Source organism: Bacillus vallismortis, assembly GCF_004116955.1.
Taxonomy (GTDB): Bacteria; Bacillota; Bacilli; order Bacillales; family Bacillaceae; genus Bacillus; species Bacillus vallismortis.
Genome location: NZ_CP026362.1, coordinates 432,243 through 457,530, shown reverse-complemented (window position 1 = coordinate 457,530; position 25,288 = coordinate 432,243). Strand labels below are relative to the sequence as shown.

Sequence of the window (25,288 nt, the reverse complement as noted above, 5' to 3'; positions counted from 1 at the left end):
ATTGTGATGCAGAACAATCCTTTTCCTTATTCAAATACGGAAAAACGCTATCATACATTGAATTATCATCTTAGAGAACATTTCGGCCATAAGGTATTTAAAGTGGCGCTAGACGGCGGCTTTGACTGTCCGAATCGGGACGGCACCGTTGCCCACGGCGGCTGTACATTTTGCAGTGCAGCAGGCTCAGGCGATTTTGCCGGAAACCGGGCCGATGATTTAATTACGCAATTTCACGACATCAAAAACCGCATGCACGAAAAATGGAAGGACGGCAAGTACATCGCTTATTTCCAGGCTTTCACAAACACGCACGCCCCGGTTGAGGTGCTTCGTGAGAAATTTGAATCCGTCCTCGCGCTTGATGATGTGGTCGGCATTTCGATCGCCACACGTCCGGACTGTCTGCCAGACGATGTCGTTGACTATTTGGCGGAACTGAACGAACGCACGTATTTGTGGGTCGAACTCGGGCTTCAAACGGTTCATGAACGGACTGCTCTTCTCATCAACCGCGCACATGATTTTAACTGCTATGTGGAAGGCGTCAATAAGTTAAGAAAACATGGCATACGTGTTTGCTCGCATATTATTAACGGACTGCCGTTGGAAGATCGGGACATGATGATGGAAACCGCTAAGGCCGTCGCAGATTTGGACGTCCAAGGCATTAAAATCCATCTGCTGCACCTATTGAAAGGCACGCCGATGGTCAAGCAATATGAAAAGGGTAAACTGGAATTCCTTTCTCAAGATGAATATGTCCAGCTCGTCTGCGATCAGCTTGAAATCATTCCCCCAGAAATGATCGTGCACCGCATTACAGGTGACGGGCCGATTGAATTGATGGTCGGGCCAATGTGGAGCGTCAACAAATGGGAAGTGCTCGGCGCCATTCATAAAGAGCTTGAAAACCGCGGCAGCTATCAAGGAAAGTTGTTTCAACGAGTTCAGGAGGAATCAGCTTTATGATATTGAAAAAAATCCTTCCTTACAGCAAAGAACTACTGAAAATGGCTGCCGGAGAAGGAGATATCGTCGTAGATGCCACGATGGGCAACGGACATGATACGCAGTTCTTAGCGGAGCTCGTCGGCGAAAACGGCCATGTGTACGCATTCGACATCCAAGAATCAGCTGTGGCCAATACGAAGGAACGGCTTGGCGAGACTTATCAAGCGAGAACAACGTTATTTCACAAAAGCCATGACAAAATCGCTGAATCCCTCCCGCCGGAAACACACGGCAAAGTGGCGGCCGCTGTGTTTAACCTCGGCTATCTCCCGGGCGGCGACAAATCAATTACGACGAACGGCCAGTCAACCATTAAAGCGATCGAACAGCTTCTCAGCGTGATGAAAGATGAGGGCTTGATGGTTCTGGTCGTCTATCATGGCCACCCTGAAGGCAAAGCTGAAAAAAACGATGTACTCGACTTTTGCCGAAGCTTGGATCAGCAAGCAGCCCGTGTGCTGACATATGGATTTATCAATCAGCAAAATGACCCGCCATTTATTGTCGCCATCGAAAAAAAAGCTCAAATCAGCAAATGATTTGAGCTTTTTTCTTTGAGTTTTTCACCCAGGCCATTTTTTGAAATTTTCGGTAGGCTCTGCCGTTGATATAAAAGAAAAAGGAAGTTTTTCCGCTTGCTTTGATCAGCTTCTTCGCGAGCCGCCCCATTTCCTTTTGGCCCGCCACTTTATCATCTGACAAATAAACGCCCAAAAGGCCGCGATTGATTAAACGATGGAAGTTTTCATGCGGAATGCCGTGCAAATGTTCATCGGCTTTTTGGATAAAATGCTCAAGCCGCTTCATCATTTCTTCATGCGACTCATAATACGAGCAGAAATTCAAGTCCCCTTCCAGCAAGTCCTCCTCCTGATCAATCAAATAATCGAGCAGAATGTGAAGGCCTTGTATGTAAGGAAAATAACTATTGCGGATTTTTTTAGCGGTGTTTTCTGTAAAATCAGGCTGGAACGAATACGCAACAAGACAGAAAATGCCTAATGTAGAGCCTGCACAAGCCGAAAATTCATACCATTCCATCTCAGGCAGCCCTGATTCATATTGAGTAAACCACTTCTCAAGCCTCGGAACACGCTCGTGCTCAATGACGTGCTTATGCACCTGCAAATCGCAATAATAGCCGCACAGTTCAAGCAGATACGGTTTAATCATGTCATAGTGCTCAATGGAACCAAGAACACGCTGACACGTTTTGACCAGTTCATGTAAATATCCGCTGTCGTCCTGTTCTTCTCTGAATTGATAATAATTTTGCGGCTCCGCTCCCACTGTCAGCGCATCCTGCATTGAGGCGTGGAGCATCCGAAAATCCCGCGGATCAAGCGATGTGCTGCGGTCGCACAGATTGTCCAGATAATCACTGATCGTTTGGTACGCGATAATAAACTCAACACATTTCTGTTTTTGATTGCCTGACAATAACGCCAGTATGCCGCCGCCTTCACAGTGAAACGTTTTGTCTCGAATACTTGCGGTTGCCTGTGCTTTTAATTCACTGTTATGAATTGATTCTGATTTTTGCTTCCATATGTCCAGCTCTTGATGAACGAGTGGAAAAATATCTCGATATACTTTTGCCATCAGTCCAAAAGGATGTTCCGGTACTGTCAACACATGCACCCCCAATTTATTCAAATATATTGATCAGTAAACGCTCTTGCTGCTTGAAAGACATCTTCTCTTTCGGGTTCATTAAATATTTCATGATAAAGCCCTTCCCACTCCCTGTACGCTTTATTATGGGAAGCTACACCATTAAACCACTTGATGACCATCGTTTTGTCAACAAGCTTATCGTCACCGGCCTGCATCACAAGAAGCGGCACTCTCAAAAACGCTTCTGTCGGCACCATTGCTGCCTCAATCGTTTTTAAAAGTTCTCTGTACCATCTGACAGAAACTTTCCTGACATATAACGAGTCATTTTGATCGGCCTCGATGACGTCCTCATTGCGCGTCGCCATATCAAGTGATAAACCTGCATCAACCCTAAGCGACGGGGCGATGACATTTAAACCTCTTGATGCAAAATCAAGCGCTTTATTGACTTTCATTTGCAGTCCGAGACACGGTGATGATAAAATAATTCCCGTAATGCGGGGATTTCTTTGCTGTTTAAACCATTCAATCGCAATCAGGCCGCCCATGCTGTGGCCGAGAAGAAAAACCGGCAGATCAAAGGTTCGTGCTTTATCTATCCAAGTATCTACTTCATCAATGTATTCTTGAAATGAGCGAATATGACCTCTGGCCCTTGTGGTTGTCCCCTGGCCCGGCAAGTCGCCCATGACAACGTGATAACCCGAAGATCTCCACATTTCAATCAGCCACTTATATCGTCCGTGATATTCACTTGCTCCGTGGATCATCACAATCACGGCAACAGGTCTGTCTGCTTTCCAGGTCCACATGCTCTTCACCTCATACGAAATTTAAATAGAGAAAGAAGGATGAATACTATGATCTACCCTTATAAGGAACACACGCCAGATATCCACCCAACAGCCTTTATAGCTGATAATGCAGCAATTACCGGTGATGTCATTATCGGAGAACAGTCCAGCATTTGGTTTTCTGTTGTCATAAGGGGAGATGTCGCGCCTACTAGAATCGGAAACAGAGTCAATATCCAAGATCTAAGCTGTCTCCATCAAAGCCCGAATCGGACGCTTCTCATTGAAGATGACGCCACTATAGGACATCAGGTTACACTTCATAGCGCTGTTATCCGCAAGAACGCCTTAATCGGCATGGGCTCAATCATATTAGACGGAGCCGAAATTGGCGAAGGCGCATTTATTGGTGCCGGCAGTCTTGTCCCGCCGGGAAAAACCATTCCGTCAGGCCATCTCGCCTTTGGCCGTCCTGCAAAAGTCATCCGCCCTTTGACGGAAGAAGACCGGCAAGATATGCAAAGAATACGGTCGGAATATGTAGCGAAGGGCCAATATTATAAATCACTTCAACAAACATAAGACCTGCTTCGTCTTACTTTACCATTTTTCAAATTATGTTTGAAAGCAATAACCATCGATTACCCGGATGTAATGAGAGTTCGGGTATTGATTTTTCCATAAAACATTCACATATGGGATCAAACGTATGACTTTTATCTTATCATAAAACAAGATTCGCAACTTTAGCCAACCTGTTAAAAACATATGCCTATTCTTTCCTGTTCTAGATTTTCTATGAACACACAAAAAAAGAGCTCATTGGGAGCTCTTTTGGTCAACTGATATTTCGCTCGCTGGCAGCAGCCGCATTTTTCTTGTGGAAACCTTTAGCATAATAAACGGCAAGTAAAATGAGAAACCAAATCGGTCCGACAATGACGGCTACTCTCGTATCGGGACTATAAGCCATCAGAATAACGATAAATGCCAAACATGCCCCCACATTAAGGCAGTTTCTAAAGACATTAAAGGAATGTGCCTTTCTTCGAGTCAGCAGTGCAGCTTTGTTTTTGCCTGCTGCCTTTCCCACTCGAAAAAAATGTCAATAAATTATTTTTCTGAATTCTTTGTGTGGATTGGGTAATCAATAATAATGAAAAATACAGGAATAATAACAAGGCTTTCGACGAATCGAAAGCCTTGTCTGTTTATACAAAGATGACTTCTTTAGGCTGATGGTTCAGCTCTTCAGGCATATAGCGTTTTTCGATATTGATGCTGTGCCAGATCATAAAGATCAGTACAGTCCAGATTTTACGGCTGTTATCAGCCTTGTCCGCACAGTGGTCTTCAAGAAGCTGAAGGACATAATCCTTGTGGATATAAGCATCCGTTTGGCTTTCCTGAATGATGTTCCGCACCCATTCGTTCATTTCGTTTTTCAGCCAATGACGGATCGGTACAGGGAAACCAAGCTTTTTGCGGTTTAATACGTGTTCAGGCACAATTCCTTCAGCGGCTTTGCGAAGAAGATATTTCGTCGTGCCGTTCTTCGTTTTCAGCTCATCAGGAATTTTCGAAGCCACATCAAATACAACCTTATCCAAGAATGGCACACGGAGTTCCAAGGAATTTGCCATCGTCATTTTATCGGCTTTTAACAAAATGTCCCCACGCATCCATGTGTGGATATCGACATACTGCATTTTATTGATATCGCTGTATGAGCTGCTCTCTGTAAAATAAGTCTTCGTCACATCGCGATATGAAAGGTTCGGATTGTAATGCTTCAGCAGCTGTTTTTTGACAGACTCTTCAAAGATCTTCGCGTTACCGATATAACGATCTTGGAGCGGCGTGCAGCCGCGTTCAAGCAGGCTCTTTCCTCTCATACCCTCAGGCATCACAGCCGCAACGTGCAGAAGCATCTTTTTCAGGCCTGACGGAATGCGTTCAAACGGTTTAAGGGATAGCGGTTCACGGTAAATGTTATATCCGCCGAAGAGCTCGTCCGCACCTTCTCCTGATAAGGCAACCGTTACATGTTTTTTCGCTTCTTTTGCAACAAAATACAATGGAATCGCTGCCGGATCAGCAAGCGGATCATCAAAGTGCCATACGATCTTCGGAAGCTCGTTCATATATTCCTCAGGGGAAATGACTTTGCTGATATTTTCAATGCCTAATGCCGCGGCAGTTTCTTTCGCTACATCAACTTCACTGAAGCCCTGCTGCTCAAACCCGACAGAGAATGTTTTTAAGCTCGGATGCAATTCCTTCGCAACGGATACAATAAAGGAAGAATCAATTCCGCCAGACAGGAATGAACCGACAGGAACATCACTTCTCATATGAACTTTTACAGAGTCATAGATCGCGTCTCTGACTTCTTTCACTAGCTTGTCTTCTTCTGTCTGAACAGGCTTGAAGTTCGCTTTGAAATACGTTCTGAATGTGATATCGCCATCCGGGCGGATTGTAAACTGTGAACCCGGCTCTACTTTTTTCACATTGGCATCAAGCGTGCTTGGTTCAGGAACAAATTGGAAAGACATGTACTGCTGCAATGCCTCTTTGTCTATTTCAATCTCATTCTGAGCAACCATTAAACTTTTTCTCTCTGAGGCAAAATAAACCTGATCATTAATCGTTGTGTAGTACAACGGCTTAATGCCGAACGGATCTCTGGCTCCATATAGCACATGATCGTTTTTATTCCAAATCAGAAAGGCAAACATCCCGCGGAGTTTGGACGCCGCTTCTTCTTTGTAGTGGCGATAAGTCGCAAGAAGAACTTCTGTGTCCGAATCTGTATTGAATGTATACCCCTTTGCTTCTAGTTCTTCTCTTAGTTCAATATAGTTATAGATTTCTCCGTTAAAGATAATCCAATAGGTTTCATCTTCATATGATAAAGGCTGTCCGCCATTTTCTACGTCAATAATGCTGAGCCGTCTGAATCCGAATCCAACGTGCTCATCATGGAAATATCCATCACTGTCAGGACCGCGGTGAACGATCATTTGGTTCATTTGTTTGATTAGTTCTTCTTGATCAGCGGTTTGAGCTAACGGATGCTTGTTAAAAACCCCGACAAATCCACACATAGTATTGCCTCCATAATTAAAATTGTCATCATTGAACCCCTATTTATAGACGCTGTGAATAGTATTTGGTTTCACAGTTATGTAAAAAATAAATATGAATACAACAACAAAAAAGGAAAGCCGCTTAACCAGTAAGCGGCTATAAAATTATTCTCCTAAAGCTTCTTTGCGCAGCTGCTCCGCTTTGTCTGTACGCTCCCACGGAAGATCAACATCGTGACGTCCAAAGTGGCCATACGCAGCAGTTTGTTTGTAGATCGGACGGCGCAAATCAAGCATTTTGATAATGCCGGCAGGTCGTAAATCAAAGTTATTGCGAACAACTTCAATCAGTTTTTCTTCAGAAGCTTTTCCGGAACCGAATGTGTTGATTGAGATTGACACAGGCTGTGCAACACCGATCGCATAAGCAAGCTGTACTTCGCAAGAATCAGCAAGCTCAGCCGCAACGATGTTTTTCGCAACGTATCTCGCTGCATAAGCAGCAGAACGGTCTACCTTCGTCGCATCCTTGCCTGAGAACGCGCCTCCGCCGTGGCGAGCATAGCCGCCGTACGTATCAACGATGATTTTGCGTCCTGTAAGTCCCGCATCCCCTTGAGGGCCTCCGATAACGAAACGTCCTGTAGGGTTGATGAAATATTTTGTTTCTTCATCAATCAGCTCTTCAGGAACAACCGGATTGATGACATGTTCTTTAATGTTGCGCTGGATTTGCTCAAGCGTAATTTCAGGGTGATGCTGAGTTGAAATAACAATCGCGTCAATACGGACAGGTTTGTTATTTTCATCGTACTCAACCGTTACCTGTGTTTTGCCGTCAGGGCGAAGGTACGGAAGAATATCTTCTTTACGGACTTCACTTAGGCGGCGGGCCAATTTATGGGCAAGTGAAATCGGAAGAGGCATAAGCTCTTTCGTTTCGTTGCACGCATAACCGAACATTAAACCTTGGTCACCGGCACCGATCGCTTCGATTTCTTCATCGCTCATTGTGCCTTCACGGGCTTCAAGCGCTTGGTCTACACCCATCGCGATATCTGCAGACTGTTCGTCAATTGATGTTAAAACCGCGCAAGTTTCCGCATCAAATCCGTATTTCGCACGTGTGTATCCGATTTCTTTAATGGTTTGGCGAACCGTTTTTGGAATGTCAACATACGTAGATGTTGTGATCTCCCCACTGACAAGAACCAACCCGGTAGTCACTGACGTTTCACAAGCAACACGCGCGTTAGGGTCTTTCTTTAAAATTTCATCTAAGATGCTGTCAGAAATCTGGTCACAGATTTTATCCGGATGTCCCTCCGTAACAGATTCTGATGTAAATAAACGACGATTTTTACTCATGTTTTGCTTCCTCCTGCACAAGGCCTCCCGAAAGACCTTGTCTATATGATACGGAACTCGCTCCCTCTTATACAATGTAACGTTATATTAGAGAATGTTAATTGGCATATTTATGAAATAAAAAAACCTTTTCCATCGAGGAAAGGGTTTGGTCTTTGTGCCTTTCACTCTTATCGCTCAAGGAATCATACAACCTTGCAACAGGTTAGCACCTTGGTTGTCTCACATGGGTGAACATAATAATAACAGAGAAACCGGTTGCTGGGCTTCATAGGGCCTGTCCCTCCGCCAGCTCGGGATAAGAGTATCCGCTCAATGAAATATCTTATCGTAAAAGGGTTTGCAATGTCAATATGATTCAGAAGAAATAGGCACCTATATCAAGGGAAAACAATGGAAACGCACACACAAAAAACGATAAATAGTATAGACTATTTGAAAATATATGTTATACTATTTCACAATTAGCAAAACACAAATAAACGATAAAGGAAGGTTTCATATGAACTCAGTTGATTTAACCGCTGATTTACAAGCTTTATTAACAAGTTCAAATGTGTGTCATAATTTATCAGCAGCACAGCTTACAGAAAAAGTACTGTCCCGAAACGAAGGCATTTTAACATCCACAGGTGCCGTTCGGGCGACTACAGGCGCTTACACAGGACGTTCACCGAAGGACAAATTCATCGTGGAGGAAGAAAACACGAAACATAAGATCGATTGGGGGACGGTGAATCAGCCGATTTCAGAAGAAGCGTTTGAGCGGCTGTACACGAAAGTTGTCAGCTATTTGAAACAGCGGGATGAGCTGTTTGTTTTTGAAGGATTCGCCGGAGCAGATGAAACATACAGACTGCCGATCACCGTCGTCAATGAGTTCGCATGGCATAATTTATTCGCCAGACAGCTGTTTATCCGCCCGGAAGGCAATGACAAGAAAACAGTTGAACAGCCGTTTACCATTCTTTCTGCCCCGCATTTCAAAGCGGACCCAAAAACAGACGGCACACATTCCGAAACGTTTATTATTGTCTCTTTCGAAAAGCGTACGATTTTAATCGGCGGAACAGAATATGCGGGAGAAATGAAAAAATCCATTTTCTCCATTATGAATTTCCTGCTTCCTGAAAGAGATATTCTATCCATGCACTGCTCCGCCAATGTCGGTGAAAAAGGCGATGTCGCCCTTTTCTTCGGATTGTCTGGAACAGGCAAGACCACCCTGTCGGCCGATGCTGACCGCAAACTCATCGGCGACGATGAACACGGCTGGTCTGACACAGGCGTCTTTAACATCGAAGGCGGATGCTACGCCAAATGCATTCATTTAAGCGCAGAAAAAGAGCCTCAAATCTTTAACGCAATCCGCTTCGGGTCTGTTCTTGAAAATGTTGTAGTGGATGAAGAGACACGTGAAGCCAATTATGATGATTCCTTCTATACCGAAAACACGCGGGCGGCTTACCCGATTCATATGATTGACAATATCGTCACACCAAGCATAGCGGGCCATCCTTCAGCCATTGTATTTTTGACGGCTGATGCATTCGGAGTCCTGCCGCCCATCAGCAAACTGACGAAGGAGCAGGCGATGTACCATTTCTTGAGCGGTTATACGAGCAAGCTTGCCGGAACCGAACGCGGTGTGACGTCTCCTGAAACGACGTTCTCCACATGCTTCGGCTCACCATTCCTGCCGCTTCCTGCTCATGTCTATGCTGAAATGCTCGGCAACAAAATCGATGAACATGGCGCAGACGTTTTCTTGGTCAATACCGGCTGGACCGGCGGCGGCTACGGGACAGGCGAACGTATGAAGCTTTCTTATACGAGAGCGATGGTCAAGGCGGCGATTGAAGGCAAATTGGAGGATGCAGAAATGACGACTGACGATATTTTCGGCCTGCACATTCCGGTTCACGTTCCCGGCGTTCCTGATCATATCCTTCAGCCTGAATACACTTGGAACAACAAGAAAGAATTCAGAGAAAAAGCGGTCAGCCTCGCACATGAATTCAAAGAGAACTTTAAAAAGTTCGCACATACAGATGCCATTGCACAGGCGGGCGGCCCTCTCGTTTAAAAAGCAAAAGCCAAGAGCAATTACGCTCTTGGCTTGTTTTAATTGACGGAATACAGAGACGTCAGCTTGTACGTAATGATAGTCCGGCCGTCTTCCCATTGAAGCTTCTGCACTTCTGCCGTGCCTGACTTTTCGCCGAACTTTGTTTTACGCACATCCATCGGAATCTCCATCGGATACACACGGTATCCGTCTTTCTCTAACGTGAATATATTTTCATCTATGCGAACTTCTTTTCCTTTTGTCACAATCAGTGTATTAAATTCAACAGGCATTCCCAAATTGAAATCCCCTTTCGTTCTCTTTTTTCTTCATCATACCATATTTCATCGTCAGCGGTTTTTCATCCATTGTGTCAGCTGCCGCACGATACGCCGGTTTTCTTTTGGCGGAAAATAATGTGTGAATGTACTGTAGTACCACGTCTCCACCGGCTTATGCAGCTGTTTGAGCTTCTCTTCAAATAAATAGGAATGCTGAATTGAAACATTTTGGTCTTTTTCTCCATGGATTAACAGCACGGGCGCTTGGATTTTGTTTATCTGGCCAAACGGCGTTCTCCATTTATATTCCTCAGGCACCTTTTTCGGTGTTCCCCCGATGACCCTTTTCATCATTCGCCGTAAATCTTTCCGCTCCTCATATGTAAGGATCATATCGCTGACGCCTCCCCAGGAAACGAATGAAGCCGCATGCCGGCCCATTTCAATCGCAGTAAGCATCCCCATAATTCCGCCGCGGGAAAAACCGAAAATATGGATTCTGTCCTTCTTGACATTCGGATGCTGCTGAAGCAGGTGAAAAGCAGAAAAAGCATCCTCTCTGTCTTCTCCGGCAAAATCTTCATTCCCCTCGCCTCCTTGATTTCCTCTGTAAAAAGGAGCAAACACAACGAACCCTTGGGACGCAAACTGGATGATCCGGCCCGGCCGAACCATGCCCACGTTTTTAATTCCGCCGCGCAAATATAAAAATCCGTCATATTGTCCCGGTGCTACCGGCTCAGCCAGAAGCCCCTTTACCCGTAAGCCATTCGAAAGATAGCAGATCGTATACAGACGCACATGCTGGCTTGGCGACGGAAATCTTCTTTTCTCAACAATCAAAGCAGCCGCCTCCTTTTTTCTATATGCTTTCCTTACTCCATATTTACATCCAGAGAACCTGATTAGGCATTCACACATTTTTATACCCATCATACGATATGTAAAGCAAAAAAGGCCATGAACTTGATGCTAAATAAGGAGGTTGTCTATGTGAATAAATGGTTAAGGCTGGGCTGCGCCTGTGTCGGCAGCATCTTTCTGATGATTGCTCTGGCAGCTTGCAAGCAGGAGGAAACACTCACCAAAGTCAAAGTAGCTGAAGTGACCCATTCAATTTTTTACGCGCCTCTGTATGTTGCAGAGTCAAAAGGATTTTTTAAGGAAGAAGGGCTTGATGTCAATGTCAGCACGACATGGGGCGGCGACAAAACGATGACATCGCTTCTATCAAACGGCTCCGACATCGCCCTTGTCGGATCAGAAACATCTATTTATGTCGAGGCGCAAGGAGCCAAAGACCCCGTCATTAATTTCGCCCAGCTGACTCAGACAGACGGAACGTTTCTTGTCGCGAAAGAAGATGCTGAACACTTCGACTGGGATCAGCTGAAAGGAAAAACGTTTCTCGGCCAGAGAAAAGGCGGCATGCCGCAAATGGTCGGCGAGTATGTACTGAACAAACATAAGATTGACCCTCATAAGGATATTGATCTCATCCAGAACATAGATTTCGCCAATATCGCCAATGCATTTGCTTCTGGAACAGGCGAGTATGTACAGCTCTTTGAACCGCAAGCTTCTCTCTTTGAAAAAAAAGGCATCGGCCATATTGTGGCTTCATTCGGAGAGGAATCAGGCCAGGTTCCGTATACGACTTTTATGGCGAAACAAAGCTACCTAAAGAAACATGAAGACACAGCCGTCAAGTTTACAAAAGCCATTTATAAGGCGCAGCAGTGGGTGGAAAATCACTCTGCGAAGGACATCACGGAAGCCATTAAGGATGAATTTGATGACACCGATCCAGAAGTCATCGAAACATCAATTGAACGCTATAAAAAGCAGGATTCGTATTCGCCGGACCCCCTGCTCAACGAAAAGGAATGGGAGCTGCTCCAAACCATTATGGATGAATCGGGAGAACTCCCGAAGCGCATTCCATACCATCAACTTGTAAATAAAAAAATTGCCGAAAAAGTCACCTCGGAAGAAAAATAGGAGGCCCATCTATGTCTTTCTTACATGTCGACCATGTAACCCATACTTATTTTTCTATTAAAGAAAAAACGACGGCCGTGCGTGATATTCATTTCGATGCCGAAAAAGGTGATTTCATCTCATTTCTCGGCCCAAGCGGCTGCGGAAAAACAACACTGCTTTCCATTATCGCCGGCTTGATAGAGCCATCGGAAGGCAGAGTTCTGATTGAAGGCCGGGAGCCAAATCAAAAAGAACATAACATCGGCTATATGCTTCAGCAGGATTACTTATTTCCCTGGAAATCCATCGAGGAAAATGTGCTTCTCGGTTTAAAAGTCGCCGACGCGTTGACAGAAGAAAGCAAGGCCGCTGCACTCGGTCTATTGTCTAAGTTTGGTCTCACAGATGTGGAGAAAAAATATCCGAAAGAGCTGTCGGGCGGGATGCGCCAGCGGGCCGCGCTTGCAAGGACTCTTGCCCCAAATCCAAGTCTGCTTTTGCTGGATGAGCCATTTTCCGCGCTTGATTTTCAGACAAAGCTGTCACTTGAAAACCTGGTTTTCCGCACATTAAAGGATTATCAAAAAACAGCAGTGCTTGTCACTCATGATATTGGAGAAGCGATAGCGATGAGCGATACGATCTTTTTATTTTCAAATCAGCCGGGCACCATCCATCAGATTTTTAACATTCCTAAAGAATTGGCCGCGATGATGCCCTTTGACGCCCGTCAAGAGCCATCTTTCCAAACGCTGTTTCAAACGATATGGAAGGAGCTGAATTCTCTTGAGAAACAGCAAAGAAACCATTGATCTCCTTCACGAGCAATATCAATTCAAGCAGAAAAAGGAAAAATGGAATGTCCATTCCTTTCAGCTTGCCATATTTATTCTCTTTTTCTCTGGGTGGGAAATCTCCAGCAGGCTCGGCTGGATCGATCCGCTGATCTTCAGCGCCCCGTCTTCTGTATGGAACTTATTGCTGGAGAAGCTCGGTGACGGGTCTTTATTGTCTCATATCGGTGTCACTTTATTTGAAACGGTGCTTGGCTTTTTGCTTGGAACGTTTATGGGCACGTGCCTTGCGGCTTTGTTATGGTGGTCCAACCGGCTTGCCAGGATTTTAGATCCGTATCTTGTTATTTTGAATGCAATGCCGAAAGTGGCGCTGGGCCCGATTCTGATTGTCGCACTCGGCCCCAGTTTGATCAGCATTATTGCGATGGGGGCCATCATCAGCGTGATTATCACAACCATCGTTGTATACACCGCCTTCCAGGAGATTGACGAAAACTATATAAAAGTCATGAAAACATTTGGCGCAAAGAAATGGACCATTTTTAAAGAAGTGATTCTGCCCGCATCCTCCCCTGCCATTATTTCAACACTGAAAGTAAACGTCGGTTTATCATGGGTTGGCGTCATCGTAGGGGAATTCCTTGTTTCCAAGATCGGATTAGGATATATGATTATTTACGGTTTTCAAGTTTTCAATTTTACGCTCGTCTTCTTAAGCCTGCTGATCATCGCCGTATTCGCCACTTTGATGTATCAGGGCGTAGAGCTGCTGGAAAAGAAATGGACGAAGGGCAGGACATAAAAAACCCGGCACAAGTGCCGGGTTTTCAGCGTGTCGACAAACCCTCGCATTCGTTGTCAGTCCTGCGCGTTGGTGCTCACGAATTACTACATTCGCTGCGCTCCAATGCTCGTTCTTCCTAGACTTCAAAGGTTTTCAATCACGCTGAAAAGATGACAAAGTCATAAAACGAAAACCGTTTTATGACTTTGTCAACAATCTGAAACCCGGCACAAGTGCCGGGTTTTCATTCAATCCATCCAGTTTCTTTTAGTTTTTTCAAACTGATCGGAAGAACGGAATCCTTCATGATAAAGCTGAATTTTTTATTGCGGGAAAGGTTTTCCGGAAGCTCATGAAACAAAACCGGGCCTTTCGTTTCAAAGTAATCAGCTTGCTTTTCAAGCTTTTCTATATCTGCAAAATATATATTTTTCACAATCACTTTTTCTTTACCGAGAACTTTATACTGTCCGAGGTACTTGAGGCTTTTCACTCTCGCACCCGTCTCTTCCTTCACTTCCCGGAGCGCCGCCTCTTCTGCGCACTCCATCGGCTCTACTTTCCCGCCTGGAAACTCATAGCCTCTGTCCTCATGTTCTGTTAAAAGCCATTTGCCGCCAAAACGGCAAATCACCCAGACGTGCTTCGGGCTGTCCGAGAAAGGCTGATCGTCAAAGGAAAGCTGAACAGTATTCTGATAATAATCTTTAAACTCGTACATGTTTATCCCTCAAATCCGTTCCTAGCTATCTTCCATACATCATACCACAGTTATGTTTCTTCGGAAGCCCTTTATCAAAAAATAAGGAAGCCCAGCACGCCATCAGGGTCTAAAAAACAGATAGACTAGCTCGTACAGGTTTTTGCCGTGTCTTTTGCCAGAATGTGCGACTGACGCTCTGGGCTTTATTATGGCCTGTGAATAGTTAAAAGTTACGGTTTGCGCTTGAATTTATTTTTTAACGTGTCTAAAAGATCGACAAGCATCTGAGGAACAGGTATGCCGAGAGAGCTGGCTGTCACTACAATTTGCACAGATTCATAAAGAATATAAAACATGATTGCCAAGTCACGTATTGACCCCTGTGCATTCAGCAGCTGATCAAAAAAGTGGCAAACAGAGATCAGAGCCAGCGTGACTAGTTTTTTGACAAGCCGGGCAAATACCTTTTTAAACACCAACTTGTGAATAATCGATTCCTTCAAGGTCGTACTGATAAATTCAATTGCCATAAGAGAGAGCAAAATCAGAAATGAATACTGAAAACCGCCAAAGAAAAAACCCGCTGCTGAAACGCTGACTGTTAAAAACGAAAAGATGCCAAAGTCTCTATCCATTTATCCCAACATCCTTTCACAGAAACGGCCTTACCATATTCTATGGAAAACAAGCCGAACGGATTGGATTTTTCAGAAAAATGGACTGGTTGTCGCCTATTTTTTTCAGATACAACATCAAAAGCCGGACGTCTATATATAAGACATCCGGCCTTTCTTTTTTGCATTTACCCCAGATAAGCTTTCAGCATCCAATTGTGTTTTTCAATATTTTGATGGATCGCAAGCAGCATATCCCCTGTTGTTTCGTCACCGACTTCATCAGCTAAATCCATGCCGCTTTTCAGCTCTTCCGCGATGACAGTGAAATCATCATATACGCTCTGAACCATTTGTTCAGCTGTTTCATTTCCTTCCGCTTCTTTTACAGAAGCCGTTTCCAAGGATTCCTTCATCGTCGCAATCGGTTTTCCGTTCAGCGCCAAAAGACGCTCTGCCAAATCATCGATATAAGTGGCTGTTTCGTTATACAACTCTTCAAACTTTTCATGAAGAGTGAAGAAATCTTTCCCTTTCACATACCAATGATAATTATGTAGTTTCACATACATGACTGTCCAGTTGGCGACTTGTTTGTTCACTGCTTGAATCAATTGTTCTGACATGATTATCTTCCTCCTTGTTTATATGAATATGTATACCCTCTATATCGTACGCTAAAACCTCTTTTTTACCCTTATCTGTCACGATTTGCTTTCCTATGCTACAATTGTTAAAAAACGGGAGGTGGAATGTCATGGCGCTTCTCATTCCGGTAAGTATATTGATTGTGCTGGCTGTTTTGCTTGTAACCATTTGGACCACAGTAAAAGCCTACAATGTAAAGCACACCATCGATCCTCCGCAAGAACCAAACTCTAATTCAAACAGTCAATGATCGTGTGAATGCTCGTCTTCAGACTGATTGCCGGCAGCATCGGCGTCCCCGACTTGGACTTTTATGGTCGGCATGCTATGCTGTTTTTTTGCTGTGACATGGGATTGAACAGTGTATATCCCATCTTCCTTAAACGTTGTTTCCAATCGGTACACGCCTTTTTCTTGCTTTGCTTTAAACATGTGGCTGGCGTCTTTTTCTCCTTCTTTCCACACTTCAAACTCCACTTCATCGGCGTCCATCACCGCTTCGTCACCATATGATACCGCTGCTTCATATGCGGCACTTTCTCCGGGATTTACTTTTTCAGGGCCGGTCAGCTTGACATCCAAAACCTCAGGTGTCTCAGCTGCATTGTTTGCTTTGGTTTCACCAGATCCGCAGCCACTAAGCAAAAAAGCAGAAAAAAGCAGAACAACTAACCTCTTTTTCATGCCATCACCCTTCTTTCATCGTTTACTTAAATAGTAGCAAACGCTTACAGTAAATGGTACATAAAAAATGATACGTCACAAAAAAGACCTTTTTGCATAAGCGCAAAAAGGTCTTTTTATCTTTATCCAAATACTTTCAGCAATTCTTCTTTATCCTGTGACAGCCAGAAACGCATGAAACGTTTAGCGCCTTCCAGATCATGAAGCTTCGCTTGGCCGCACTGCTTTTCATTCGCAGCCGGAATTTCGGTAATCTCTACCGCTTCCTTCATTGTGTCTTCAAGAAGATCAACAATTTCCTCTGGTGAAGGTTCTCCGCTCACAACAAGATAATAGCCGGTTTGGCAGCCCATTGGTGAAATATCAATGATATCAAAATGATCGTATTTCTCAGCGTGAGAACGAATCGTGAACGCGAGCAAATGCTCAAGTGTATGAATAGTGTCAGGCTTCATCGCCTGTTTATTCGGCTGGCAAAAACGAATATCAAATTTATTTACAACGCCGTCTGTTCCTACTTTATGCACGCCGCAATGTCTTACGTATGGAGCAACAACAGCATTATGATCTAGCTCAAAACTTTCTACTGAAGGCATAATGGCACTCTCCTCTTTTAAAAATGTAATTTCATTATAACATAGCGTTCCGATAAGAATGATCGAATAACTTTTCAATTTGCGTTTTTTTTCTTATACTGGCATCAGAAAGGTTGCTGAAGACATATGAAAACCCTATTTATCACTCTGATTAGAGGATATCAAAAATTCATCTCGCCGCTAACACCGCCAACATGCCGCTTCTATCCGACTTGTTCCCAGTATGGAATTGAAGCATTGAAAACGCACGGCGCTTTAAAAGGCGGATGGCTGACCATCAAACGGATTATGAAATGCCACCCGCTCCATCCGGGAGGAGTCGATCCCGTTCCTGAAAAGAAACGAAAACATTAATCGTTATAGCCGTTTACAATAAGATCCAATTTCCCTGTTTCAGGATCAATAACTAGGCCATGGACTGGAACATTTTCTGGAAACAGCGGATGATGTTTAATAACGTGTACACTGTCTTTCACACTTGCTTCTACTGAATCAAAGCTTTTAAACCATTGATCAAAGTCGACACCGGAATACTTTAATGTATTGATGCGTTCTTCGGAAATTCCTCTTTCTTTGATTCTTTTCAGCATGCTCTCACTGCTGATTTTGCTCATTCCGCAATCGTGATGCCCAATCACACATACCTCATCGGCGTTCAGCTCATACACTGCGACGAGCAAACTTCTCATAATGCTTCCGAATGGATGTGTCACAAGCGCACCGGCACTTTTAATGATTTTCACATCACCGTTTCTCATATTCATTGAATGCGGAAGCAATTCGACCAAACGAGTATCCATGCAAGAAAGAATCGCCATTTTTTTATCTGGAAATTTTGAAGTTTGATATTTTTCATAATCTCTTTGTTCAGTAAATGTCTTGTTAAATTCGAGAATATCATTTAGTAGGCTCATCGCTTGTTGATCCTTTCTGGTCTTTTTACTCTTCAATATATCACAGCATTTGGCTTTTCGTCATCTTATCGAAATCAACCCGCGCATGAAAAAAGGCAAACCCTCAGGTCTGCCTCATTTCCCCATGTTATAGCGTTTTTTGAACTGCTCCACTCTTCCGCCTTTTTCATTAAATTTCTGACGGCCTGTATAAAACGGATGCGTGTCAGAGCTGACCTCTACTTTAATGACCGGATATGTGTTTCCGTCTTCCCACTCTGCCGTTTCATTAGAGGTTTTAGTAGAGGTGCTGAGAAAACGGTAGCCGCTGTTGACATCCTGAAAAATGACCTTGTGGTTCTTTGGATGAATTCCTTCTTTCATATCTATCTCCTTCTTTCAAATCGTAATAATTACGTTTTATTCTATATCTTCACAAACATTTTGTCAATCTTCTTACATTCTTCCCTGTGTTTCCATACCGTAAACCTCCTGGCATTGAAGAATAGGAAGAATAATCTAAACGAGGAAGCAAATAATAAACCCAAAATACATACAGAACGTCTTTTGAGAAAGGTGGTTTACGATTGTGGATGATTTAGTATTGGCCAGAAGCCTCTTTGGCACGACAATGGGCTTTCATATCATTTTTGCAACGCTAGGGGTCGGTCTGCCGCTCATGATATTAGTGGCTGAATTGGTCTATCAAAAAACGAAAGATGACCATTATGCGATCATGGCGAAAAGGTGGACAAAAGCACAAGCCGTTTTGCTTGGGGTCGCCATACCGACCGGGACGATTGCGGGCACCCAGCTCGCGCTGCTATGGCCGGGATTTATGGAAGTCATCGGCCGAGTCATGTCCCTGCCGTTTCAAATTGAGATTTATGCTTTTTTTGTGGAAGCCCTATTCATGTCGATCTATGTATACGCCGCAGACCGCTTGTCGCCGGCTATGAGGATTGTTGCCGTTTTCTTTGTGTTAGTCGGAGCCGCAGCGTCAGCTGTTCTCATCACGAATGTTCACGCCTTTGAAGGCACGCCTGCTGGTTTCAAAATGGAAAATGGAAACATTACTGATGTTGATCCGTGGGCCGCGTTTTTCAACCCGAGTTTTTTTGTCACCGCCGGCCATGTCGTCGTGTCCGCGTTTATGACGGGGGCCTTTATCGTCGCTTCTGTCGCCGCATACAAAATGATCCGGTCGCGAAAAAAGGAAAACATCTATCGCTTTCACCGGAAAGCGCTTTTGCTTTCATTGACAATTGGCGGTATTTTTTCATTGGTGACAGCATTGAACGGCCACGAATCAGCTCAGATGCTGCACGAATACCAGCCCGAAAAATTAGCCGCGGCCGAAGGTTTGTTTGAAACAACGTCTCACGCCCCGCTTGCGATCGGCGGTTTTACCGATCCGAATGAAGAAAAAGTAAAATGGGCCATCGAAATTCCATGGGCGTTAAGCTTTTTGGCAGCCGACCGTTTTGACACTGTTGTAAAAGGATTAAATGCGTTTCCAAAAGACGAATGGCCGCCGCTGTTCGTTCACACGCTGTTTAATGCGATGGTCGGGGTTGGTATGCTGCTTATTCTCTATTCCATTATCGGTATCGTATGGAAAAAGGTGCTCAAGAAAGACCGTTTCCCAACGTGGCTTTTGGTCATTTTTATGACGGCAGGCCCTTTTAGCATCATCGGCATTGAATTCGGCTGGATTTTCGCCTGTACGGGAAGGCAGCCATGGGTCATCTATCACCTCCAGAAAACATCGGATGTCGTGACGACGACCGGCTCGATCGGAATTCTTTTCTTATTTTTCACATTCGTTTACGCCGTGTTGGGCGCTGCAGTCGTTTATGTGCTGCTGTACTATTTCCGCAAACACCCGGTCGACGAAGACTTAAATGCAACGGAGTCGTAACGATTCCGGACACAGGAAACCAAATGGAAGGAAGATCAACAAATGGACATTACAACTGACGCTCTGATCGCCATCTCAATTATCTGGGGCTTTGTGTTTATCTACGCCGTTATGGCGACAATGGATTTCGGAGCGGGATTTTGGTCTATGATCTATTTAAACAAGGAGCACATGAAGGCGACCGATATTGCGAACCGATTTCTGTCTCCTACTTGGGAAGTCACAAACGTTTTTATTGTGGCCATCGTCGTGGCGCTTTTCAGCTTTTTTCCCGGCGCGACATTTGTGCTCGGAACCGTTTTATTAATTCCCGGCAGCATGATTTTACTGCTTTTAGCGATCCGAAGCGGCTTTCTCGTTTTTTCAAACACAGCGAAAGAACGAAAAACACTGCGATATATTTCCGGTATCTCGGGTTTTCTCATACCAGCTATTTTAATTTTGGTCCTTCCTGTGACACACGGAGGGTTTATAGAAAAAACGGACGGAATTTACAACTTGAATATGTCTAAAATCTTTTCAAGCCCGAACGCCTATTCATTCATCGGGTTTGCGATTTTAACCACTCTGTTCTTGTCCTCGCTGCTGCTTGCTGATTTTTCAAATGTGGCGGAGGAACAGGATGCGTACCGCGCTTACAGAAAAAGCGCCTTAATTACCGGCCCGATTTCACTCCTGTTTGCAATATGCATTATGCTGACATTGCGAAATGAAGCAAACTGGCTGTATAGCGGAATGATGAATGATCTCACTTGGATTATCGCCTCCTTTATTACATTTGTCATTGCGGGAGTCGCTCTGTTTCTGCCTAATAAAAGCTTTAGCCAAAACATCGGAAAGCCGCGGCTTGCACTTATCGCGATTGCGGTACAGTATTTTCTCGCCAGCTATGCGTACGGGCGGGCGCATCTTCCGTACATGATTTACCCTGATGTGACAATCATGTCGGGATTTACAGAGCCGGCAACGTTCAGAGCGCTATTTGCGACATATATCGTTGCATTTATCATCCTCTTTCCCGGTTTCTTTTTCTTCTGGAAAATGTTTATGAAGGATAAGCGTTATATCCGCCAAGAGGAATAGAGGACAAGTACGCCGGTCATACTAAGCCAGAACCTTTAATAAGGAGGGGATGGCATGGAGCAGAAAATTCTATGCGAGGTCAACAACTGTACTTATTGGGGCAAAGGAAACAAATGCACTGCTGATGCCATTTATGTGGTCAGCCATACGGGTGAAACGGCTGATAACAGCCGGGAAACGGACTGCAAAACGTTTAAACCGCATGATTTGTAATCACAAGAAAGAGCTGCGTCAGCCAGCTCTTTCTTTTCGCATGTTCAGTGTTCTTATCTTTTTTGTCATGACCCCGTTTGCAGGTGAGAACAATAAGGCGCCTGCATACCATACACCTGTCATGGCTGCCATCGCTCCGGAAATCGAAACATTCAGCCATGTTGCAAAGAAGTAGCCCATAACTGCCGACAGCCCTCCAATCACGGCGCTGAGGATCAGCATATATAGAAGCCGGTCTGTCAGCAAATGAGCCGCAGCTGGCGGGACAATCAGCATGGCCACAACCAATACAGCCCCCACTGAATCAAAGGAAGCCACGGTCGTGAGGGAGAGCATGCCCATTTGCACATAATGAATCAGCAACACAGGTATACCGAGCGCTAAAGCCATTTGCGGATCAAACGAAGCGATTTTGAACTCCTTATAGCACACACTGATCAACACTACATTTATCACCAAAACAGATGCCAGCATCCAAAACGCTTTCGGCCCGATGTCAGCTCCGAATACTGTGATTGTATTCCACGGCACAAAAGCGATTTCCCCCATTAACGAGTGCTCAATATCGAGATGGACATTCGCTCCATACATAGAAAGCAAAATCACGCCCACCGCAAATAAAGATGTAAAAACAACGCCTATAGCGGCATCAGATTGAACCCCCTTGCTGTGGAGTAGCTGAACCAAAAATGCCGTTAACAGTCCAGATACGGCCGCGCCAATTAACATGGGTATCCCGTCAAGACTTCCTGTCACGAGAAAAGCACCGACAATGCCCAGCAACACTGTATGGCTGATCGCGTCGGCCAGCATCGCCATTCTTCTCAACACGAGAAAGGTGCCGATCAGCGCGCAGCTTACACCGACTAATATACCAGTAGCTATAATCCACGCTTCAAAACTCATTTGCGATCTGTCCCTTCTCTGATTCAGGAGACGCCTTTTGAAGCTCAGGCATCCGTCCATACAGCTTTAAAAGTGAAAAAAGCCGCTCTCTCGTTTCCTCAGGCAAACGATCCGGATCAAAATGCTCCTGATCAATTTCTATATTCGCAAGCTCCATTTCATGCATGAGGTACACCTCATACATTCGATGCTTTAAAGCGATGTGATAGCCTTTTTCTATTCCGGCCCGTGTCATTTGCCAAAGTCCCTTTTCAATACGCACAATGCATCGCTCTTTTTCCAAGTCATTCAATACCTTATGGCATAATGAAGGGGATACCCGTCTTTTCTTTCTTACACCTTCAGCCGTTACATCAAGACCGTTCTGTTCATACTGCTCATAAATTGTCAGCAGCACCTGATCCCGGCATGTTTTGCGCCGCAGCCTGATCAGCCTTATTGTTTTTGCTGCCAATCCCCGCTTCGGTGCGCAAATCATTGAAAATAGAAAAATCGCTGTTGCTGATATGATCATTAATGGCCCTGTCGCCATACCCTTCATCGTCGTGCTAAGCAAGGTTCCGGCTGCGCCGCTTACACCGCCTATGAGACCGGCAATGACTATCATTCCTGTTAATCGCTCGGTCCAATATCTTGCGGCTATGGCAGGCGTAATCAGCATAGCCGCCATTAATATCACACCGACGGTCTGAAGCCCGATAACAACAGCACAGACGATCAGGCAAGCCAGAAGCCCGTTTAAAAAACGCACCGGTATTCCTAATCCCTTTGCAAACGCAAGATCAAAAGTAATGAATGTAAACTCCTTAAAGAAAACAATACAAAGGAGCAACAAAACTGCCGATACCCCCGCAATCAGCATGATATCCTGCCTGACCAATGAAGCCGCCTGGCCGAATAAAAAAGAATCAAGCCCGCTTTGGCTCCCCGCTCCCTGCTGCTGAATATATGTCAGCAATATGATTCCGACGCCAAAAAACACAGAAAGAACGATCCCGATCGCCGAGTCCTCTTTTGTTTTTGAAAGCCGCGGAATCAGCTGAATGCACCACATTCCAAGGAGCCCGGCAAGTGCTGCCCCAAGCAAAAAGAACGGCAGTGATTTTTGCCCGGTAAACAAAAAAGCGAGACACACTCCCGGCAGAGCTGAATGGGCCATCGCATCGCCGATTAAACTTTGCTTTCTTAACAGCACAAAGCTGCCTAAAACTCCGCTTGCCGCCCCGAGTAAAAGCGTACCCGCCAGCACCCACTGTGTATTCGGATGCTGGAGCTGCAGCCACAAACTTTCAAACAATGCGCTCACCCCTTCTGCTCTTCTGCCAGCACTTTATCTTTTAAAAACGCCAGCTTTCCTCCATACGTTTTTTGCAGGTTTTCGATCGTAAATACGTTTTCCGCCGGTCCGAAAGCGATCTTTCTTAGATGAAGCAGGAGTATCCAATCGAAATAATCCTCGGCAGTCTGCAGATCATGGTGGACGACAAGCACTGTTTTTCCTTTTTCTTTGAGTTCTGCCAAAAGCGTCATAATTGCCCGCTCCGTCGCTGCATCAACGCCGGCAAACGGTTCATCCATAAAATAAATGTCAGCGTCCTGGCATAGCGCCCGGGCAAGAAACACCCGCTGCTGCTGGCCTCCTGAGAGCTGGCTGATCTGCCTTTTCGCATAATCAAGCATCCCAACTTTTTCTAAAGCGGCTTGTGCTAATTCAACATCGGCTTTTTTTGGCCTTTTCAATAAACCAATCCGCCCGTATCGTCCCATCAGTACGACATCAAGCGCGTTTGTGGGAAAATCCCAGTCAACCGATCCGCGCTGCGGAACATATCCGATTCTTGTCCGCTGATTCTGATAAGCTTTGCCGTAAATAGAGATGTCTCCTGAAGCCCGGGGCACAAGACCAAGAATGGTTTTAATCAAGGTTGATTTTCCCGCGCCGTTTGGACCGATAATGCCAATTAGCTTTCCTTCAGGCACTTGCAGTGAAATGTCCTGCAGAACCGGCTTTTTATGAAATGCGACCGTTACATTCTCGAGCTCAACAGGGAACATATTCTTCACCTCTTTTCTTTATTTAAGCGCTTTGGTAATGGTACTGATATTGTGGCGGAACATCCCTTCGTATGTGCCTTCTTTTGTCCCCTTTTCACCCATGGCATCCGAGTAGAGCTGGCCGCCGATCGTGACTGTATGGCCTTTTTCTTTAGCGCCTTCCACCACTGCATTTATTGATTTTTCAGATACGCTGCTTTCGATAAAAACCGATTTTATATGTTTTTCTGTCAGGAGATCGACCAGCTCCTGCACGTCCTTCAATCCGTAATCAGAATCTGTGCTTAACCCCTGAAGGCCTTTCACTTGAAATCCATACTCTTTCCCAAAGTACGCAAAAGCATCGTGAGCGGTGACCAGCACACGGCTTTTCTCCGGAATGTTTGCAATCTCCTGACGTGACCACTTATCTAAATATTCCAAATCCTTTTTGTACTCTTTTGCATTTTTCTTAAAATCTTCCGTGTGCTCAGGCATCGCTTTGCTGAATTGCGCTTCGATTTCATCCACGGCATAGATCCATAAAGGAATGCTGAACCAAACGTGCGGATCAAACGTTTTGCCTTCTCCCGCAGAAATAAGCTTGTTTTTCGGTATTGCCTCAGTAACTGCTGCTGCTTGTTTTTGTTCGCCGATCTTTTTGAGAATGTCCTCCATTTTTCCTTCCAAATGCAATCCGCTGTACAGGACAACATCGGCTGACATTAATTTTTTCGTGTCACCTTGTGACGCTTTATAAAGATGCGGATCGACTCCCGGTCCCATTAAAGCGGTAACTTTCACATGTTTTCCTCCGATGTTTTCGGCTGCATCGGCAATTTGGGATGTTGTTGCCGTCACCTGCAGGCGCTGGTCGGCGCTTTTTCCCGCTGAATCAACCCCGCATCCCGTTAAAGCAAAGCAGGCCAAAAGCACTACTGCCATCAGTCCCTGTTTCATATTTTCCCTCCTCTTTGCCATCAATGTCCGGTGGTATTATTTTATGATTTGATTTCTTAGACATGTGACATTAAATTAGACAAAAGCATATTTTATTTAGATAGGACAAAAAGTTTCCTCAGTGCAAAATTATCGCGTTTGTCCATTTTTGTCAAGTGCAATTTTGCATATAAAAAAACCGGCTGGGTTAGCAGCCGGTCCAAACGAGAAGGGATGTATTCAACGAACGCTT

General features: G+C 44.8%; 29 protein-coding genes, 1 pseudogene and 1 riboswitch. Of the genes and pseudogenes, 12 read left to right on the top strand and 18 right to left on the bottom strand.

Annotated features, from left to right (window positions below):
- The first annotated feature begins 3 nt into the window (after positions 1 to 3).
- Both mnmL and mnmM read left to right on the top strand, forming a co-directional pair.
- Positions 4 to 972 (top strand): tRNA modification radical SAM protein MnmL/YtqA, encoded by a 969-nt coding sequence (mnmL, locus tag BV11031_RS02555; protein WP_026014486.1) that lies wholly within the window; start codon positions 4 to 6, stop codon positions 970 to 972.
- Positions 969 to 1,553 carry a tRNA 5-(aminomethyl)-2-thiouridylate-methyltransferase MnmM gene (gene mnmM, locus BV11031_RS02550; protein WP_010329518.1) on the top strand — a complete coding sequence of 195 codons (585 nt, stop codon included), beginning with the start codon at positions 969 to 971 and terminating at the stop codon, positions 1,551 to 1,553. Before mnmL ends, mnmM begins: the two co-directional genes overlap by 4 nt.
- Here mnmM and tbcS read toward each other — a convergent pair.
- Both tbcS and ytpA read right to left on the bottom strand, forming a co-directional pair.
- Positions 1,543 to 2,646: a tetraprenyl-beta-curcumene synthase gene (gene tbcS, locus BV11031_RS02545; protein WP_010329517.1), complete on the bottom strand. Its 1,104-nt coding sequence runs from the start codon at positions 2,644 to 2,646 to the stop codon at positions 1,543 to 1,545. The genes mnmM and tbcS overlap by 11 nt on opposite strands.
- 20 nt (positions 2,647 to 2,666) lie before the next feature.
- Positions 2,667 to 3,446: a phospholipase YtpA gene (ytpA, locus tag BV11031_RS02540; RefSeq protein ID WP_010329516.1), complete on the bottom strand. Its 780-nt coding sequence runs from the start codon at positions 3,444 to 3,446 to the stop codon at positions 2,667 to 2,669.
- Positions 3,447 to 3,494: 48 nt separating this feature from the next.
- Between ytpA and BV11031_RS02535 the strand changes: the two genes are divergently transcribed.
- Entirely contained in the window at positions 3,495 to 4,010 is a 516-nt protein-coding gene (locus BV11031_RS02535; RefSeq protein WP_010329515.1) for a gamma carbonic anhydrase, read from the top strand.
- Positions 4,011 to 4,266: 256 nt separating this feature from the next.
- Here BV11031_RS02535 and BV11031_RS02530 read toward each other — a convergent pair.
- The 3 genes and pseudogenes from BV11031_RS02530 to metK form a co-directional block, all read right to left on the bottom strand.
- A pseudogene (locus tag BV11031_RS02530) lies at positions 4,267 to 4,428 on the bottom strand (amino acid permease); the annotation flags it as partial.
- 211 nt (positions 4,429 to 4,639) lie between these two features.
- On the bottom strand, positions 4,640 to 6,538 hold the full coding sequence (asnB, locus tag BV11031_RS02525; RefSeq protein WP_010329513.1) for an asparagine synthase (glutamine-hydrolyzing): 1,899 nt from the start codon (positions 6,536 to 6,538) through the stop codon (positions 4,640 to 4,642).
- A gap of 147 nt (positions 6,539 to 6,685) precedes the next feature.
- Entirely contained in the window at positions 6,686 to 7,888 is a 1,203-nt protein-coding gene (gene metK, locus BV11031_RS02520) for a methionine adenosyltransferase (RefSeq protein WP_003229102.1), read from the bottom strand.
- Between the two features lie 167 nt (positions 7,889 to 8,055).
- A riboswitch (SAM riboswitch) is annotated at positions 8,056 to 8,193 on the bottom strand.
- 197 nt (positions 8,194 to 8,390) lie between these two features.
- Between metK and pckA the strand changes: the two genes are divergently transcribed.
- Positions 8,391 to 9,974 carry a phosphoenolpyruvate carboxykinase (ATP) gene (gene pckA / locus BV11031_RS02515; RefSeq protein ID WP_010329512.1) on the top strand — a complete coding sequence of 528 codons (1,584 nt, stop codon included), beginning with the start codon at positions 8,391 to 8,393 and terminating at the stop codon, positions 9,972 to 9,974.
- Between the two features lie 38 nt (positions 9,975 to 10,012).
- Here pckA and BV11031_RS02510 read toward each other — a convergent pair whose 3' ends face one another.
- A complete protein-coding gene (locus tag BV11031_RS02510) occupies positions 10,013 to 10,255 on the bottom strand; it encodes a DUF2584 domain-containing protein (RefSeq protein WP_010329511.1) in 243 nt (80 codons plus the stop codon).
- A 51-nt stretch (positions 10,256 to 10,306) separates the two neighbouring features.
- Positions 10,307 to 11,080 (bottom strand): alpha/beta hydrolase family protein, encoded by a 774-nt coding sequence (locus BV11031_RS02505; protein ID WP_010329510.1) that lies wholly within the window; start codon positions 11,078 to 11,080, stop codon positions 10,307 to 10,309.
- A gap of 150 nt (positions 11,081 to 11,230) precedes the next feature.
- Here BV11031_RS02505 and BV11031_RS02500 point away from each other — a divergent pair, with 150 nt between their 5' ends.
- The 3 genes from BV11031_RS02500 to BV11031_RS02490 are packed head-to-tail and all read left to right on the top strand — an operon-like array spanning position 11,231 to position 13,819.
- Positions 11,231 to 12,238, top strand: a complete 1,008-nt coding sequence (locus tag BV11031_RS02500; protein ID WP_010329509.1) for an ABC transporter substrate-binding protein — start codon at positions 11,231 to 11,233, stop codon at positions 12,236 to 12,238.
- Positions 12,239 to 12,249: 11 nt separating this feature from the next.
- Positions 12,250 to 13,032 carry an ABC transporter ATP-binding protein gene (locus tag BV11031_RS02495; protein WP_010329508.1) on the top strand — a complete coding sequence of 261 codons (783 nt, stop codon included), beginning with the start codon at positions 12,250 to 12,252 and terminating at the stop codon, positions 13,030 to 13,032.
- Positions 13,007 to 13,819, top strand: a complete 813-nt coding sequence (locus BV11031_RS02490; RefSeq protein ID WP_010329507.1) for an ABC transporter permease — start codon at positions 13,007 to 13,009, stop codon at positions 13,817 to 13,819. Before BV11031_RS02495 ends, BV11031_RS02490 begins: the two co-directional genes overlap by 26 nt.
- A gap of 226 nt (positions 13,820 to 14,045) precedes the next feature.
- Here BV11031_RS02490 and ytkD read toward each other — a convergent pair whose 3' ends face one another.
- The 3 genes from ytkD to BV11031_RS02475 form a co-directional block, all read right to left on the bottom strand.
- The gene (gene ytkD / locus BV11031_RS02485; protein WP_010329506.1) at positions 14,046 to 14,522 is read right to left on the bottom strand and encodes an RNA deprotection pyrophosphohydrolase; all 477 of its coding nucleotides are present in this window, start codon (positions 14,520 to 14,522) and stop codon (positions 14,046 to 14,048) included.
- 212 nt (positions 14,523 to 14,734) lie between these two features.
- Positions 14,735 to 15,139 (bottom strand): phage holin family protein, encoded by a 405-nt coding sequence (locus BV11031_RS02480; protein ID WP_010329505.1) that lies wholly within the window; start codon positions 15,137 to 15,139, stop codon positions 14,735 to 14,737.
- A gap of 167 nt (positions 15,140 to 15,306) precedes the next feature.
- Positions 15,307 to 15,744: a Dps family protein gene (locus BV11031_RS02475; RefSeq protein WP_010329504.1), complete on the bottom strand. Its 438-nt coding sequence runs from the start codon at positions 15,742 to 15,744 to the stop codon at positions 15,307 to 15,309.
- Between the two features lie 131 nt (positions 15,745 to 15,875).
- Between BV11031_RS02475 and ytzI the strand changes: the two genes are divergently transcribed.
- On the top strand, positions 15,876 to 16,016 hold the full coding sequence (gene ytzI, locus BV11031_RS02470) for a YtzI protein (protein ID WP_010329503.1): 141 nt from the start codon (positions 15,876 to 15,878) through the stop codon (positions 16,014 to 16,016).
- On the opposite strand, the gene BV11031_RS02465 is transcribed toward ytzI, so the two are convergent.
- Both BV11031_RS02465 and BV11031_RS02460 read right to left on the bottom strand, forming a co-directional pair.
- Complete coding sequence (locus tag BV11031_RS02465) at positions 16,010 to 16,450, bottom strand: FixH family protein (RefSeq protein WP_010329502.1); 441 nt, start codon at positions 16,448 to 16,450, stop codon at positions 16,010 to 16,012. The genes ytzI and BV11031_RS02465 overlap by 7 nt on opposite strands.
- A 122-nt stretch (positions 16,451 to 16,572) precedes the next feature.
- Positions 16,573 to 17,046, bottom strand: coding sequence for an S-ribosylhomocysteine lyase (locus tag BV11031_RS02460; protein ID WP_010329501.1), 474 nt, complete (start codon positions 17,044 to 17,046; stop codon positions 16,573 to 16,575).
- Positions 17,047 to 17,172: 126 nt separating this feature from the next.
- On the opposite strand from BV11031_RS02460, the gene yidD reads away from it, so the two are divergent.
- The gene (gene yidD / locus BV11031_RS02455; RefSeq protein WP_010329500.1) at positions 17,173 to 17,400 is read left to right on the top strand and encodes a membrane protein insertion efficiency factor YidD; all 228 of its coding nucleotides are present in this window, start codon (positions 17,173 to 17,175) and stop codon (positions 17,398 to 17,400) included.
- On the opposite strand, the gene BV11031_RS02450 is transcribed toward yidD, so the two are convergent.
- Positions 17,397 to 17,960, bottom strand: a complete 564-nt coding sequence (locus tag BV11031_RS02450; RefSeq protein ID WP_010329499.1) for a beta-class carbonic anhydrase — start codon at positions 17,958 to 17,960, stop codon at positions 17,397 to 17,399. The two genes, yidD and BV11031_RS02450, sit on opposite strands and share 4 nt — an antisense overlap.
- Positions 17,961 to 18,074: 114 nt before the next feature.
- Positions 18,075 to 18,323: a type B 50S ribosomal protein L31 gene (locus BV11031_RS02445; RefSeq protein ID WP_003219346.1), complete on the bottom strand. Its 249-nt coding sequence runs from the start codon at positions 18,321 to 18,323 to the stop codon at positions 18,075 to 18,077.
- A gap of 205 nt (positions 18,324 to 18,528) precedes the next feature.
- On the opposite strand from BV11031_RS02445, the gene BV11031_RS02440 reads away from it, so the two are divergent.
- Genes BV11031_RS02440 through BV11031_RS02430 form a run of 3 tightly spaced genes read left to right on the top strand, consistent with a single transcriptional unit; the run spans position 18,529 to position 21,156 of the window.
- Entirely contained in the window at positions 18,529 to 19,860 is a 1,332-nt protein-coding gene (locus BV11031_RS02440) for a cytochrome ubiquinol oxidase subunit I (protein WP_010329498.1), read from the top strand.
- Positions 19,861 to 19,902: 42 nt separating this feature from the next.
- A complete protein-coding gene (locus tag BV11031_RS02435; protein WP_010329497.1) occupies positions 19,903 to 20,943 on the top strand; it encodes a cytochrome d ubiquinol oxidase subunit II in 1,041 nt (346 codons plus the stop codon).
- 54 nt (positions 20,944 to 20,997) lie between these two features.
- Positions 20,998 to 21,156, top strand: coding sequence for a DUF1540 domain-containing protein (locus BV11031_RS02430; RefSeq protein WP_010329496.1), 159 nt, complete (start codon positions 20,998 to 21,000; stop codon positions 21,154 to 21,156).
- 18 nt (positions 21,157 to 21,174) lie between these two features.
- On the opposite strand, the gene BV11031_RS02425 is transcribed toward BV11031_RS02430, so the two are convergent.
- From BV11031_RS02425 to BV11031_RS02410, 4 genes are read right to left on the bottom strand one after another with little or no spacing between them, the layout of a single operon-like run.
- Positions 21,175 to 22,062, bottom strand: a complete 888-nt coding sequence (locus BV11031_RS02425) for a metal ABC transporter permease (protein ID WP_010329495.1) — start codon at positions 22,060 to 22,062, stop codon at positions 21,175 to 21,177.
- Positions 22,052 to 23,359, bottom strand: a complete 1,308-nt coding sequence (locus BV11031_RS02420) for a metal ABC transporter permease (RefSeq protein ID WP_026014485.1) — start codon at positions 23,357 to 23,359, stop codon at positions 22,052 to 22,054. Before BV11031_RS02420 ends, BV11031_RS02425 begins: the two co-directional genes overlap by 11 nt.
- A gap of 5 nt (positions 23,360 to 23,364) precedes the next feature.
- Positions 23,365 to 24,117 (bottom strand): metal ABC transporter ATP-binding protein, encoded by a 753-nt coding sequence (locus BV11031_RS02415; RefSeq protein WP_010329493.1) that lies wholly within the window; start codon positions 24,115 to 24,117, stop codon positions 23,365 to 23,367.
- Between the two features lie 18 nt (positions 24,118 to 24,135).
- Positions 24,136 to 25,056: a metal ABC transporter solute-binding protein, Zn/Mn family gene (locus tag BV11031_RS02410; protein WP_010329492.1), complete on the bottom strand. Its 921-nt coding sequence runs from the start codon at positions 25,054 to 25,056 to the stop codon at positions 24,136 to 24,138.
- Between the last annotated feature and the right edge of the window lie 232 nt (positions 25,057 to 25,288).